The 13,281-nt window shown below is 72.4% G+C and carries 12 protein-coding genes, 1 pseudogene and 1 riboswitch; of the genes and pseudogenes, 8 read left to right on the top strand and 5 right to left on the bottom strand.

Annotated features, from left to right (window positions below):
- Positions 1-14: 14 nt before the first annotated feature.
- Positions 15-524, bottom strand: a complete 510-nt coding sequence (locus ACFW2E_RS02075) for a carboxymuconolactone decarboxylase family protein (protein WP_384459915.1) — start codon at positions 522-524, stop codon at positions 15-17.
- A 47-nt stretch (positions 525-571) separates the two neighbouring features.
- Here ACFW2E_RS02075 and ACFW2E_RS02070 point away from each other — a divergent pair, with 47 nt between their 5' ends.
- Entirely contained in the window at positions 572-1,993 is a 1,422-nt protein-coding gene (locus ACFW2E_RS02070; RefSeq protein WP_384459912.1) for a PLP-dependent aminotransferase family protein, read from the top strand.
- A 1-nt stretch (position 1,994) separates the two neighbouring features.
- On the opposite strand, the gene ACFW2E_RS02065 is transcribed toward ACFW2E_RS02070, so the two are convergent.
- On the bottom strand, positions 1,995-2,816 hold the full coding sequence (locus ACFW2E_RS02065) for a DMT family transporter (RefSeq protein ID WP_384459963.1): 822 nt from the start codon (positions 2,814-2,816) through the stop codon (positions 1,995-1,997).
- A gap of 119 nt (positions 2,817-2,935) precedes the next feature.
- Here ACFW2E_RS02065 and ACFW2E_RS02060 point away from each other — a divergent pair, with 119 nt between their 5' ends.
- Positions 2,936-3,283: a hypothetical protein gene (locus ACFW2E_RS02060; protein WP_384459910.1), complete on the top strand. Its 348-nt coding sequence runs from the start codon at positions 2,936-2,938 to the stop codon at positions 3,281-3,283.
- Positions 3,284-3,297: 14 nt separating this feature from the next.
- Positions 3,298-4,485: a glutathionylspermidine synthase family protein gene (locus ACFW2E_RS02055; RefSeq protein WP_384459907.1), complete on the top strand. Its 1,188-nt coding sequence runs from the start codon at positions 3,298-3,300 to the stop codon at positions 4,483-4,485.
- A gap of 121 nt (positions 4,486-4,606) precedes the next feature.
- Here ACFW2E_RS02055 and rocD read toward each other — a convergent pair whose 3' ends face one another.
- A complete protein-coding gene (gene rocD, locus ACFW2E_RS02050) occupies positions 4,607-5,812 on the bottom strand; it encodes an ornithine--oxo-acid transaminase (protein WP_384459904.1) in 1,206 nt (401 codons plus the stop codon).
- A gap of 103 nt (positions 5,813-5,915) precedes the next feature.
- Positions 5,916-6,005, top strand: a riboswitch (ZMP/ZTP riboswitch).
- A gap of 32 nt (positions 6,006-6,037) precedes the next feature.
- Between rocD and ACFW2E_RS02045 the strand changes: the two genes are divergently transcribed.
- From ACFW2E_RS02045 to ACFW2E_RS02035, 3 genes are all read left to right on the top strand, one after another.
- On the top strand, positions 6,038-7,492 hold the full coding sequence (locus tag ACFW2E_RS02045; RefSeq protein ID WP_384459901.1) for a glycine hydroxymethyltransferase: 1,455 nt from the start codon (positions 6,038-6,040) through the stop codon (positions 7,490-7,492).
- Positions 7,493-8,107: 615 nt separating this feature from the next.
- Positions 8,108-9,121, top strand: a complete 1,014-nt coding sequence (gene trpS, locus ACFW2E_RS02040; protein ID WP_384459898.1) for a tryptophan--tRNA ligase — start codon at positions 8,108-8,110, stop codon at positions 9,119-9,121.
- A 170-nt stretch (positions 9,122-9,291) separates the two neighbouring features.
- On the top strand, positions 9,292-9,876 hold the full coding sequence (locus tag ACFW2E_RS02035; protein ID WP_384459895.1) for a 2'-5' RNA ligase family protein: 585 nt from the start codon (positions 9,292-9,294) through the stop codon (positions 9,874-9,876).
- A 96-nt stretch (positions 9,877-9,972) separates the two neighbouring features.
- Here the strand turns inward: ACFW2E_RS02035 and ACFW2E_RS02030 are convergent, their stop codons facing one another.
- Entirely contained in the window at positions 9,973-10,728 is a 756-nt protein-coding gene (locus ACFW2E_RS02030) for a decaprenylphospho-beta-D-erythro-pentofuranosid-2-ulose 2-reductase (protein WP_384459892.1), read from the bottom strand.
- A gap of 38 nt (positions 10,729-10,766) precedes the next feature.
- Positions 10,767-12,122, bottom strand: coding sequence for an FAD-binding protein (locus ACFW2E_RS02025; RefSeq protein ID WP_384459889.1), 1,356 nt, complete (start codon positions 12,120-12,122; stop codon positions 10,767-10,769).
- Between the two features lie 133 nt (positions 12,123-12,255).
- On the opposite strand from ACFW2E_RS02025, the gene ACFW2E_RS02020 reads away from it, so the two are divergent.
- On the top strand, positions 12,256-12,765 hold the full coding sequence (locus tag ACFW2E_RS02020; protein WP_384459886.1) for a phosphatase PAP2 family protein: 510 nt from the start codon (positions 12,256-12,258) through the stop codon (positions 12,763-12,765).
- A pseudogene (locus ACFW2E_RS02015) lies at positions 12,758-13,075 on the top strand (decaprenyl-phosphate phosphoribosyltransferase); the annotation flags it as partial. The gene ACFW2E_RS02020 and the pseudogene ACFW2E_RS02015, both read left to right, overlap by 8 nt.
- Positions 13,076-13,281: the final 206 nt, after the last annotated feature.

The raw sequence follows: 13,281 nt of genomic DNA, 5'->3' as shown, positions 1-13,281 counted from the left end.
CAGCCGCGTAGGGCTCACTGATACTGCCCCGGCTGGTAGTGGCCCGGGGTCATCCGGGTCGTCACGCCGAACCGGTTCCACGCGTTGATCACCGTGATCGCGGCGATCAGCTGCGCCAGCTCGGCCTCCTCGAAGAGCTTGGCGGCCCGCTCGTAGACCTCGTCCGGCACGAAGCCGTCCGTCAGGACCGTGATCGCCTCCGTCAGCTCGATCGCCGCCAGCTCCTTCTCCGTGTAGAAGTGCCGCGACTCGTCCCACGCGCTGAGCTGCACGATGCGCTCGACGCTCTCCCCGGCCGCGAGCGCGTCCTTGGTGTGCATGTCCAGGCAGAACGCGCAGTGGTTGAGCTGCGAGGCGCGGATCTTCACCAGCTCGTACAGCTTGGGCTCCAGGCCCCGCCGGGCGGCGGTCTCGAGGCGGATCATCGCCTTGTACACCTCCGGGGCGTGCTCGGCCCAGGCCAGCCGGGGTGCGGTCTCGGGGGCGTATCGGACGTCGTTCTGGGTGGTCGCTTCGGTGTTCATGGCTTCGACCCTACGAACCGGGCAGCCCAGGAGTATGGTCCATTTCCATGGCGAAATCATGGGCCACTTTGGGTGTCGACCTGCACGTGGAACCGACCGGCACGGGCGGGCTGCGCCGCGGCCTGACCGACGCCCTGCGGGACGCCGTCCGCACCGGCCGCCTCGCCCCCGGCACCCGCCTGCCCTCCTCCCGTTCCCTGGCCGCCGATCTCGGTGTCGCCCGCAACACGGTCGCCGAGGTGTACGCGGACCTGGTCGCCGAGGGCTGGCTCACCGCCCGGCAGGGCTCGGGCACCCGGGTCGCGACGGGGGTGTCCCGCACACCCTCCGGGCAGCCGGGGAGCGCCGTCGCTGTGCCCGCGGGCGCGGCCCCGCGCCGCCGCGAACCCGACCGGCCGCGGTACAACCTGATCCCCGGCACCCCCGACCTCGCCTCCTTCCCCCGTACCGAGTGGCTCAAGGCGGCTCGTCGCGCCCTGACCGCCGCCCCCTCCCAGGCCCTCGGCTACGGCGACCCGCGCGGCCGCCCGGAACTGCGCGCCGCCCTCGCCGGCTATCTCTCCCGCGCCCGGGGCGTGCGCGCGGACCCCGACGGCATCCTGGTGTGCGCCGGCTTCTCGCACGCGCTGAGGATCCTCGGCGCCGTGCTGCGGGCGCGCGGCGCACGCGCGGTCGCGGTGGAGTCGTACGGCCTCCACGTCCACTGGGACCTGCTCACGGCGGCCGGACTGGCCACCCGGCCGCTGCCGTACGACGAACTGGGCACGGAGCCACGCGAGTTGCTGGAGGCCGGGGCGGTACTGCTCACCCCCGCCCACCAGTTCCCGATGGGCACGGCACTGCGCCCCGACCGGCGGGCGGGCGTCGTGGACTGGGCACGGCGCACCGGCGGACTGGTCCTGGAGGACGACTACGACGGCGAGTTCCGCTACGACCGCCAGCCGGTCGGCGCGCTGCAGGGTCTGGACCCGGACCACGTGGTGTACCTGGGCACCGCCAGCAAGTCCCTTGCCCCCGGCCTCCGGCTGGCCTGGATGGTGCTGCCGCGCTCCCTCATGGAGGAGTGCGCGGCGGCCAAGGGCCATGCCGACAGCTGCGGGGTGCTGGACCAGCTGACCCTGGCGGAGTTCATCGCCTCCGGGGCGTACGACCGCCACGTGCGCTCGGCCCGTCTCCGCTACCGGCGCCGCCGGGACGCCCTCGTGGCGGCCCTCGCCGTCCAGGCGCCCGAGGTCCGTGCCACCGGCATCGCGGCCGGGCTGCACGCCGTCCTGCGGCTGCCGTCCGGCACCGAGCCGTCGGTGGTCCAGGCGGCCGCCTGGCAGGGCCTCGCCCTGCACGGCCTTTCCTTCTACCGTCACGAAGAGGCCGCCGCGGACCGGCTGGACGCCCTGGTCGTCGGCTACGGCACCCCGCCCGACCACGCGTGGGCCGGGGCCCTCGACGCGCTGTGCCGGGTGCTGCCCTGACCTACGGGGTCTCCACCGGCGCCTCTCCGAACCGCGCCAGCGCCAGCGCCCCCGCCACGGCCACGGCGAAGCCCAGCACCGCCAGCCAGGCCAGGCCCTCCCTGGTCCGGTCGCCGAGCCAGATCACGCCGATGGCCGCCGGGCCGATGGTCTCGCCGATCACCAGGCCGGCCGTCGCCGTCGTCACCGAGCCGCGCTGCAGGGCGGAGGTCAGCAGCACGAAGGCAGCGCCGCCGCCGATCAGGAGGGCGTAGGCCGCCGGGTTGGCGAGCAGGTCGGCCGGCCGCAGCGAGTCGATCAGACGGACCGACACCTCCACCACCCCGAACCCGAAACCCGCCCCCAGCCCCAGCACCAGCGCCCGCATACGCCCGGACAGCCGCCCGCCCAGCAGCGCGAGCACCAGCATGCCGACCGCCGTCGCGAGCATCGCCCACTTCAGGGTGTCCGACCCCTCCTGGTCGCCCTCCGGCCCGGACGCCAGCCCCAGCATCGCGAGCCCGGCGCACACCACGCCCACCGCGCCCCACTCCGTGCCGCTCAGCCGCACCCGCAGCAGGCGCGCCGCGACCACCGCCGTCACCGCCAGACTCGACGCCAGCGCCGCGCCGACCGCGTAGATCGGAATCGAGCGCAGCGCCGCGATCTGGAACAGGAAGCCCAGACCGTCCAGCGCCAGCCCGGCCACATACCGCCACTGCCTGACCGCCCGCAGCAGCAGTGCGGCCTCGCCACCCCCGCCCGTACCGGCCTGCCGTGCGGCGACCGCCTGCAGCACCGTCGCCGTACCGAAGCAGAGCGCCGCGGCCAGGGCACACACCATTCCGAAGAGCACGAAGTGACTCTAGGGGAAGGGCGACCGGCGACCCGCCCCGGTGCCCGCTCCCGCCGTTCTCTAGGCTGACCGCCGAAAACACATCAACCAACGGGGGAGACACCGCCATGGACACCGCACGACGACGACTCCGCTCGGGCGCCGTCCTCCTCGGCGGCATGGGCCTGCTCGCCACCGCCCTGACCGCCTGCTCCTCGGCCCCGGACAAGCGCTGCGTCGACCGCGACAGCTACCGGCTCGCCAAGGGCTACAAGATCGTCGCCGACAAGAACTGCAAGGCCACCAAGGCCTTGGTGAACGGTGCCTGGTACTACGGCGGCAAGGAGAAGGGCTCCTGGGTGAACAGCGGCTCCTTCACCAAGCCGAGCAAGGGCTCCGGCTCGCATTCGGGCTCCTCGCACGGTGGCGTCCACCGCGGCGGCTTCGGCGGTGGCCACGGCAGCTCCGGCGGCTGACCCGGACCCGCCGCATGGAACGCCGTACGACCACGCCCCGCCCCGGCTGGCAACAGACCGTCGAGGAACAGGGGCTGGTCCATCCCCTGACCCGGCTCCCCGACGGTTCGCTGCGCCCCTACTGGGACGAGAGCGCCTACTACGTCTTCACTCTGGACGAGGTCGAGGCGCTGGAGGAGACCGTCGAGGAACTGCACCGCATGTGCCTCGCCGCCGCCGAGCACATCGTTGCAGAGGGCCGCCTCGCCGACCTCGGCATCAGCGACCCGCGCGTCGCCGCGGCCGTCACCGAGGCCTGGCGGCGCCGCGCCGAACTCCCTTCCGTCTACGGCCGCTTCGACCTCCGCTACGACGGCACCGGGCCGGCCAGGCTCCTGGAGTACAACGCCGACACCCCCACATCCCTGGTCGAGGCCGCCTCACCCCAGTGGTTCTGGATGGAGGAGCGCTTCCCCGGCGCCGACCAGTGGAACTCCCTGCACGAGCGCCTGGTCGGGGCCTGGCGCAAGCAGGCCGGGCTCCTCCCGCCGGGCAGCCCGCTGCACTTCGCGCACTCCGCCGCCGACGAACTCGGCGAGGACCTGATGACGGTCGCCTACCTGAAGGAGACCGCCGAACAGGCAGGCCTCGCCACCGACTGGATCTCCATGGAGGAGATCGGCTGGGACAGCCTCTCCGGCCGCTTCGTGGACAACGGACTTCGGTTCATCCGCAGCATCTTCAAGCTCTACCCGTGGGAATGGCTCACCACCGACGCCTTCGGAGGGCACGTCCTCGACACCCTGGACAACGGCGGCGGCACCGGCACCACCCTGTGGATCGAACCCGCCTGGAAGATGCTCCTGAGCAACAAGGCCCTCCTGGCGATCCTCTGGGAGCTGTACCCCGGCCACCCGAACCTCCTTCCCGCCTACCTGGACGGCCCGCGCGAGCTGGCGGAGTCGACCGGCTATGTCGCCAAGCCTCTGCTCGGCCGCGAGGGCGCGGGCGTCACCGTGCACCAGCCCGGCGGCCCCGCCGTCGTACGGGACGACGAGCCCTGCTGCTACCAGCAACTGGCTCCACTGCCCGACTTCGACGGCAACCACGTCGTCCTCGGCGCCTGGGTCGTGGAGGACGAGTCGGCCGGCCTCGGCATCCGCGAGTCCTCGGGCCTGATCACCGACGAGTACGCCCGCTTCCTGCCCCACGTGATCCTTTAGCCGGCGCCCCCGACGGGTGCCCGGGGGTGGATGTGGCCACGCCATCGAGCCGGGCTCGTCCGGCGGGTCGCGTCCGGCCGGTGCCGTCGGGCAGACCACGGCACGCGCCCGGCAGGCGTCGTCAGACGCCGAGCACCGCTCGCAGCTGGTCCAGCCCCCAGTCCAGGTCCTCCTTGCCGATCATCAGCGGAGGCGCGATCCGGACCGTGGAACCGTGGGTGTCCTTCACCAGGACACCCCGGTCCATCATCTTCTCGGCCACCTGCCGCCCCGTTCCGGACGCCGGGGCGATGTCCACCCCCGCCCACAGCCCGCGCCCGCGCACCGCCGTCACCTTGCCGGTGCCGAGCAGCGCGTGCAGCTCGCGGTGCAGATGCGCGCCGAGCTCCGCGGACCGCGCCTGGTACTCGCCCGTCCGCAGCAGCGCGATCACCTCCAGCGCCACCGCGCAGGCCAGCGGATTGCCGCCGAACGTCGACCCGTGCTCACCGGGCCGGAACACCCCCAGCACCTCCGCGCTCGACACCACCGCCGACACCGGCACGATTCCGCCGCCCAGCGCCTTCCCGAGCACATACATGTCGGGTACGACCCCCTCGTGCTCGCACGCGAAGGTCCGCCCGGTCCTGCCCAGTCCCGACTGGATCTCGTCCGCGACGAAGAGGATGTTCCGCTCTCTCGTCAGCTCCCGCACCGCCGGCAGATAGCCCTCCGGCGGCACGATCACCCCCGACTCGCCCTGGATCGGCTCCAGCAGCACCGCGACCGTGTTCTCGGTGAGCGCCGCCCGCATCGCGGTCAGGTCCCCGTACGGCACGATCTCGAAGCCCGGCGTGTACGGCCCGAAGTCCGCCCGCGCCTCCGGGTCCGTGGAGAAGCTGATCACGGTCGTCGTACGCCCGTGGAAGTTGCCGCCCGCCACCACGATCTTGGCCATCTCCCCGGGCACCCGCTTCACCCGGTAGCCCCACTTGCGTGCCGTCTTCACCGCGGTCTCCACGGCCTCCACGCCCGTGTTCATCGGCAGCACCATCTCCATGCCGCACAGCTCGGCCAGCTCCGTGCAGAACGCGGCGAACCGGTCGTGGTGGAACGCCCTCGACGTCAGCGTCACCCGCTCCAGCTGTGCCTGGGCCGCCTCCACCAGCCGCCGGTTCCCGTGCCCGAAGTTCAGCGCGGAGTACCCCGCCAGCAGATCGAGGTAACGCCGCCCCTCGACGTCCGTCATCCAGGCCCCGTCCGCGGTGGCCACGACCACCGGCAGCGGGTGGTAGTTGTGCGCGCTGTGGGCGTCGGCGGCGGCGATGAGCGTCTCCGTAGCGTTCACGGGATCTCCAGAGGGCCAGAGAGTCGGGGGTTCCACCCCCTTCATATCCTCGCTCGCATGGTGGACGCGGGACCTGCGCCGTGCGACGCGCCCGGTAGGCTGATCAGCGGGCCGTAACTGGCGCGCTGGGATGGGACGGACCATCAGGGAGCGGCCCGAGCGGAAAACAGTGCCGTGCGCCTGGGCCGAACCGAGCACGCCGAAAGCCACGTCCGGAGGTCCCCGATGCCCGAGAATTCCGCACCCCTCTCCACCGAGTCGACGGCCTTCCGCGCCGCCCTCGACGTGATCCGCGGCGTCGAGCCGCGGGTCGCCGACGCCATCGGCCAGGAGATCGCCGACCAGCGCGAGATGCTCAAGCTGATCGCCTCCGAGAACTACGCCTCCCCGGCCACCCTCCTGGCCATGGGCAACTGGTTCAGCGACAAGTACGCCGAGGGCACCGTCGGCCGCCGCTTCTACGCCGGCTGCCGCAACGTCGACACCGTCGAGTCCCTCGCCGCCGAGCACGCCCGGGAGCTCTTCGGCGCCCGTCACGCCTACGTCCAGCCGCACTCCGGCATCGACGCCAACCTGGTCGCCTTCTGGGCCGTGCTCGCCCAGCGCGTCGAGGCCCCGGCCCTGGAGAAGGCCGGTGTCCGCCAGGTCAACGAGCTCTCCGAGGCCGACTGGGCCGAGCTCCGCCAGGCCTTCGGCAACCAGCGGATGCTCGGCATGTCCCTGGACGCCGGCGGCCACCTCACCCACGGTTTCCGCCCGAACATCTCCGGCAAGATGTTCGACCAGCGCTCCTACGGCACCGACCCGGCCACCGGCCTCATCGACTACGAGGCCCTGCGCGCCTCCGCCCGCGAGTTCAAGCCGCTCATCATCGTCGCCGGCTACTCCGCCTACCCCCGTCTGGTGAACTTCCGGATCATGCGCGAGATCGCCGACGAGGTCGGCGCCACGCTCATGGTCGACATGGCCCACTTCGCCGGCCTGGTCGCGGGCAAGGTCCTCACCGGCGACTTCGACCCGGTCCCGCACGCCCAGATCGTCACCACCACCACCCACAAGTCCCTGCGCGGCCCGCGCGGCGGCATGGTCCTGTGCGACGACAGCCTCAAGGACCAGGTCGACCGCGGCTGCCCGATGGTCCTCGGCGGCCCGCTCCCGCACGTCATGGCGGCCAAGGCAGTGGCCCTCGCCGAGGCCCGTCAGCCCGCCTTCCAGGACTACGCACGGCGCATCGTCGACAACTCCAGGGCGCTGGCCGAGGGCCTGACGCGCCGCGGCGCCACCCTGGTCACCGGCGGCACCGACAACCACCTCAACCTGATCGACGTCGCCACCTCCTACGGCCTCACCGGCCGCCAGGCCGAGGCCGCCCTCCTCGAATCCGGCATCGTCACCAACCGCAACGCCATCCCCGCCGACCCCAACGGCGCCTGGTACACCTCCGGCATCCGCATCGGCACCCCCGCCCTGACCACCCGCGGTCTGGGCACCGCCGAGATGGACGAGGTCGCCGGTCTCATCGACCGAGTGCTCACCACCGCCGTGCCCGGCACCACCGGCAAGGGCGCGCCGTCCAAGGCCCAGCACGTCCTCGACCCGAAGATCGCGGACGAGATCTCCCGCCGGGCCACCGACCTCGTGGCCGGCTTCCCGCTGTACCCGGAGATCGACCTCGGCTGAGCTCTCACCGCAGCTCAGAGATCGATCGGCTCTGTCGTGGTTCCTCCCGTGGCGGTCCGGCTCCCCGCCGGGCCGCCACGCGGCGTACGGGAGGGCCGCGGCCGGCCCCGGCGACCAGCCCGGGTATCGCCCACCACACACGTCGCTCTGCGGCCACCCCCGACGCCGGTGAGCCCCCGAACACGGTGTCCCGCACCGCCGCTCGCCGTCCCTGCTGCCGGGCCTCCGGCGCCCGCTCCGTGCCCGGGCAGGCCCCGGCAGGGCCGAGACGGGCACCGGGACCCCGTACAGGACCCGCGCCGCCGAGACCGGCAGGAGACCCACAGCCAGGACCCGGCACGCCCCCTCCCCACCACATCCGTCCCCCACTCCTCACGGATCCCCGGAGGCCGGCGGCCTCCCGGCCCGCGGGCGTCCGCCGCCGGGCCGCCGTCGGCACTGTGTTCCTCGTCTCATCGGCGGTGACCGGCAGCGGTCGGGGCCTTGGCACCGCCCTCCGCCGCGCCACGTCCTCGCGCGGCCTCACACTCTTGGCGCACCGCCGGGCACGGATCGGTTCCCGCCTGTTTCCGGCCAGTTCCGGATCGGCCCCCAACACCTGAGAGAATGGTGAGCATGGCCTCTGACCGACCCCGTGTGCTCTCCGGAATCCAGCCCACCGCAGGCTCGTTCCACCTCGGCAACTACCTCGGCGCCGTCCGCCAGTGGGTGGCCCTGCAGGAGTCCCACGACGCGTTCTACATGGTCGTCGACCTGCACGCGATCACGGTCCCGCAGGACCCGGCGGAGCTGCGCGCCAACACCCGCCTGGCAGCCGCCCAGCTGCTCGCGGCCGGCCTCGACCCGGAGCGCTGCACGCTCTTCGTCCAGAGCCACGTCCCCGAGCACGCCCAGCTCGCCTGGGTCATGAACTGCCTCACCGGCTTCGGCGAGGCCTCCCGCATGACCCAGTTCAAGGACAAGTCCGCCAAGCAGGGCTCCGACCGCGCCTCCGTCGGACTGTTCACGTACCCGATCCTGCAGGTCGCGGACATCCTGCTCTACCAGGCCCATGAGGTCCCGGTCGGAGAGGACCAGCGCCAGCACGTCGAGCTCACCCGTGACCTCGCCGAGCGTTTCAACGGCCGCTTCGGCCAGACCTTCACCGTCCCGAAGCCGTACATCCTCAAGGAGACGGCGAAGATCTACGACCTCCAGGACCCGTCGATCAAGATGAGCAAGTCGGCGTCCACGCCGAAGGGCCTCATCAACCTGCTCGACGATCCGAAGGCGACGGCGAAGAAGGTCAAGAGCGCGGTCACCGACACGGACACCGTGATCCGCTTCGACGCGGAGAACAAGCCCGGCGTGAGCAATCTGCTCACGATCTATTCGACGCTCACCGGAACGGGTATCACCGATCTGGAGGAGAAGTACGAAGGCAAGGGCTACGGTGCGCTCAAGACCGACCTCGCCGAGGTCATGGTCGAGTTCGTGACGCCGTTCCGGGAGCGCACCCAGCAGTACCTGGACGACCCCGAGACGCTCGACTCGATCCTGGCCAAGGGCGCCGAGAAGGCGCGCTCCGTCGCCGCGGAGACCCTCTCCCAGGCGTACGACCGGGTCGGATTCCTGCCTGCCAAGCACTGAGGCGTACGACCGCACGCGTACCACTTGGCAGAGCGCTGCACATCACTACGGCTGCGCCTGCCCACAACACAGCCGTGGCCTTACAGTCGAAGCCGGACGGCTGAGTACGAACCAGACAACGCGCCCGACCGCGCACTCGACAAGCACCCGACTCGACGACAGGAGACGACGTGGGGACCGTAACGATCGGCGTGTCGATCGCGGTCCCGGAGCCTCACGGCAGCCTGCTCCAGGAGCGGCGCGCGGGCTTCGGCGACGCCGCGGCGCACGGCATCCCCACGCACGTCACCCTGCTGCCGCCGACCGAGCTCGACGCCGCCGGCCTGCCGGTCGTCGAGGCGCATCTGACCGAGGTCGCCGCGACCGGCCGCCCCTTCCCGCTGCGGCTGTCCGGCACGGGCACCTTCCGGCCCGTGTCGCCGGTGGTGTTCGTGCAGGTCGTCCAGGGGGCCGAGGCCTGTACCCGGCTGCAGAAGCGGGTCCGGGACGCCTCGGGTCCGCTCGCGCGCGAACTTCAGTTCCCGTACCACCCGCACGTCACGGTGGCCCACGGCATCGACGACGCGGCCATGGACCGTGCCTTCCGGGAGCTCGCCGACTACGACGCACAGTGGCCGTGCACCGGCTTCGCGCTGTACGAGCAGGGCCCCGACGGTGTGTGGCGCAAGCTCCGTGAGTTCACCTTCGGCGGATCCGTGGTGCCGTCGCAGGCCGGACACGTGGACATCGAGCGCGGGACCATCGCCAGCAGGTAGCAGGTAGCAGGTAGCAGGTAGCAGGTAGCAGGTAGCAGGTAGCAGGCAGCAGGCAGCAGGCAGCAGGCCTGCCGCAAGCCGTGGCCCACGGCCGGGCTAGATCGGCAACCTGCGGAACAGCGCCCGCGGCGCGTGCCGCAGGGCCGACATCACCAGCCGTAGCACGCCCGGCACCCACACCGTCTCCGAGCGGCGGCGCAGCCCCAGCTCGATGGCCGTGGCGACCTCCTCCGGGGTGGTGGACATCGGCACCTCGTCGAGACCGGCCGTCATCTTCGAGCGTACGAAGCCGGGGCGCACCACCATGACGTGCACACCGGTGCCGTACAGCGCGTCGCCCAGGCCCTGGGCGAACGCGTCCAGGCCCGCTTTGCTGGAGCCGTAGATGAAGTTCGAGCGGCGGGCCCGCTCACCGGCGACCGAGGACAGCACCACCAGGGAGCCGTGCCCCTGGGACTGAAGGGCCCGCGCGCTCACCAGGCCGGCCGACACCGCGCCCGTGTAGTTGGTCTGGGCCACGCGCACCGCGCTCGCCGGCTCCCGTTCGTCGCGCGCCTGGTCACCGAGGATCCCGAAGGCGAGCAGCACCATGTCGACGTCGCCCTCGGCGAAGACCTTGCCGAGCACGGTCTCGTGGGATTCCGGGTCGAGCGCGTCGAAGGCGACGGTGCGGACGTCCGCGCCCAGGGAGCGCAGGCCCTCGGCGGCCTTCTCCAGGGAGGGCGACGGGCGGCCCGCCAGCCACACCGTACGGGTGCGGCGGGCGATCAGCCGGCGGACGGTGGCCAGCGCGATCTCGGACGTGCCGCCGAGGACGAGCAGGGACTGGGGGATGCCGAAGGCGTCCTTCACGACAGCTCCTTGGGGGATCGGAACGGCTGGGGGAGGGCTCAGAGGCCGAGGCGGCGGGCGAGGTCCGAGACGAACCACCCGTTCGGGTCCAGCGATGCGCGCAGGGTCCGGAAGTCGTCGAGCCGGGGGTACATGGCGGCGAACAGTTCCGGGCGCAGCCGGGAGTCCTTGGCGAGGTAGACGCGTCCGCCGGCCGCGGCGACGTCCTCGTCGAGCTCGTCGAGGAGGGGGCCCAGGCCGGGCAGGGCGGCCGGGATGTCGAGGGCGAGCGTCCAGCCGGGCACCGGGAAGGAGAGCCAGCCGGGGTCGGCCGCCCCGAAGCGCTTGAGGACGGCCAGGAAGGAGGGGCACCGGTGCTCGGACAGGCGTCGGACGATCCGGCGCAGGGTGTCCTCGTGGCCGTGTCCGACGACGAACTGGTACTGGACGAAGCCGGCGCGGCCGTAGATCCGGTTCCAGTGCGGCACTCCGTCCAGTGGGTGGAAGAAGGCGGAGATGCTCCGGAGCTCACCGGTACGCGCGCGGGGCGCCTTGCGGTACCAGAGCTCGTTGAACAGTCCGACGCCGGTGCGGCCGAGCAGGCCGTCCGGGACGAGGGCGGGGGCGGCCGGGAGCTGCCGGGGACGGAAGGACAGCGGGCGGCGCCACGCGCGCGTGCCCTCGCGCAGCGCCTCCAGGGGCGCGTGGTCGCCGCGGGTCAGCACCGCACGGCCGGTGGCCGCGCCGCGGGCCAGCAGGTCGACCCAGGCGACGGAGTAGCGGTAGCGGTGGTCGGTGGCGGTCAGACGGTCCATCAGGTCGTCCAGGTCGGCGGCTCGTTCGGTGTCGACCAGCATGTACGAGGTCTCGACCGGCAGGAGCCGCACCGTGGCCGCGAGGATCACCCCGGTCAGGCCCATGCCGCCCGTGGTCGCGTCGAACAGGGGCGTGCCCCGGCTCACCGTGCGGATCCGGCCGTCGGCGGTGAGGAGCTCCAGGGACAGGACGTGACGGGAGAAGGAGCCGGAGACGTGGTGGTTCTTGCCGTGGATGTCGGCGCCGATCGCCCCGCCGACCGTCACCTGGCGGGTGCCCGGTGTCACCGGCACGAACCAGCCGAGCGGCAGCAGCAGCTCCATCAGCCGGTGCAGGGATGCACCGGCGTCGCAGTGGACGGTGCCGCCGTCGGCGTCGATGGCGTGGACGCGGTCGAGTCCGGTCATGTCGATGACGGACCCGCCGGCGTTCTGCGCGGCGTCCCCGTAGGCCCGCCCGAGGCCCCGCGCGATGCCGCCGCGGGGGCCGCGGTTGCGGACGGCGGCCACGGCCTCCTCGTACGTCCGGGGGCGGATCACGCTTGCGGTGGTGGGGGCGGTACGGCCCCAGCCGGTCACGGAAACCATGTCTTCGGACATGCCGGTGACCGTATCGCTCATTTATGAGCGATTGATTACGAAACATCAGCTCCATACCCGAAATGGGTGATTAATGGGATGTCGCTTAATATTGTCGTAGTTTTGGCGGCGCCGCCGTGAACAGTGAGTCCACATGGACGACTTCGAGGACCTGGACCACAGAATCCTTTCTGCACTCCACGCCCGCGGCACCGATCCACGCGTCGCCTCCGCCGCACGCAGCCTGTCCCTCGTCGGTGAACACGGCGCGCTGTGGCTCGGGGCGGGTCTCGTCGGAGCCGCTGTGGACGGCGCGCGGCGCGGTGCCTGGCTGCGCGGCACGGCGCTCGTCGCGGGCGCGCACCTCACCAGCTCGAGCCTGAAGCAGTTCGTGCGCCGCCCGCGCCCGACGCACGTCGAGCCTTTGGTGGGCACCGCGGGCAGACACTCCTTCCCGAGCTCCCACGCCGCCTCCTCCACGGCCGCGGCCGTCGTCTTCGGGGCGCTCGGAGCGTACGGGGTCGCGCCGCTGGCCGCCGCCGTGTGCCTCTCCCGCCTGGTCGTCGGCGTCCACTACCCCTCTGACGTGGTGGCCGGCGCGGCTCTGGGGGCGCTCGCGGCGCGACTCGGGGCACGCTGGATGAACCGAGGCCCCCATGACTGAGACCGCGCCCCTCACGAACGGAGTGCACGCCGGGGAGCCGGCCCTCCTCGAGCGGCGCACGCACCTCGAGCCACCCGCGCGCCTGCGGGCGGGCGCCCTCCTGACGGGCCTGCTGAGGACCACCCGCCCCAAGCAGTGGGTCAAGAACACCCTGGTGGTCGCCGCCCCGGCCGCCGCCGGACAGCTCTTCTCCCGGCACGCCCTCGTCCAGGTCGCCCTGGTCTTCGTCCTGTTCACCGCCTGCGCCGCCGCCGTCTACCTGGTCAACGACGCCCGCGACGCCGCCGCCGACCGCGCCCACCCCACCAAGTGCCGCCGCCCGGTCGCCGCCGGACAGGTCCCCCGGCCCCCCCCCGACCCCCCCCGAGGCCCCCAGGCCGGCCGCGCGCCCCCCCCCCCCCGCCCGGCGGTACCAAACACCCTGCGGGCCTAAACTGATAAGCCTGCGCCCGGCGCCCCCCCCCGCCCCGCACTGCGGGGCCCGGTTGAACGGGTGAGCGCCGGGCGGCGGGACGA

This window comes from Streptomyces sp. NPDC058964 (assembly GCF_042741275.1).
GTDB lineage: Bacteria > Actinomycetota > Actinomycetes > Streptomycetales > Streptomycetaceae > Streptomyces.
Note: the sequence above shows the minus strand (reverse complement) of the source record. Positions and strands in the feature narration are given on the sequence as shown.

What these genes read in the sequence shown, in the direction of transcription:
- ACFW2E_RS02055 (WP_384459907.1), top strand. Translation starts at nt 3,298, where the DNA reads ATGGAACGCCGTACGACCACGCCCCGCCCCGGCTGGCAACAGACCGTC.
- ACFW2E_RS02025 (WP_384459889.1), bottom strand. Translation starts at nt 12,122, where the DNA reads ATGTCCGAAGACATGGTTTCCGTGACCGGCTGGGGCCGTACCGCCCCC.
- ACFW2E_RS02060 (WP_384459910.1), top strand. Translation starts at nt 2,936, where the DNA reads ATGGACACCGCACGACGACGACTCCGCTCGGGCGCCGTCCTCCTCGGC.
- trpS (WP_384459898.1), top strand. Translation starts at nt 8,108, where the DNA reads ATGGCCTCTGACCGACCCCGTGTGCTCTCCGGAATCCAGCCCACCGCA.
- ACFW2E_RS02075 (WP_384459915.1), bottom strand. Translation starts at nt 524, where the DNA reads ATGAACACCGAAGCGACCACCCAGAACGACGTCCGATACGCCCCCGAG.
- ACFW2E_RS02065 (WP_384459963.1), bottom strand. Translation starts at nt 2,816, where the DNA reads ATGGTGTGTGCCCTGGCCGCGGCGCTCTGCTTCGGTACGGCGACGGTG.
- ACFW2E_RS02020 (WP_384459886.1), top strand. Translation starts at nt 12,256, where the DNA reads ATGGACGACTTCGAGGACCTGGACCACAGAATCCTTTCTGCACTCCAC.
- ACFW2E_RS02070 (WP_384459912.1), top strand. Translation starts at nt 572, where the DNA reads ATGGCGAAATCATGGGCCACTTTGGGTGTCGACCTGCACGTGGAACCG.
- ACFW2E_RS02045 (WP_384459901.1), top strand. Translation starts at nt 6,038, where the DNA reads ATGCCCGAGAATTCCGCACCCCTCTCCACCGAGTCGACGGCCTTCCGC.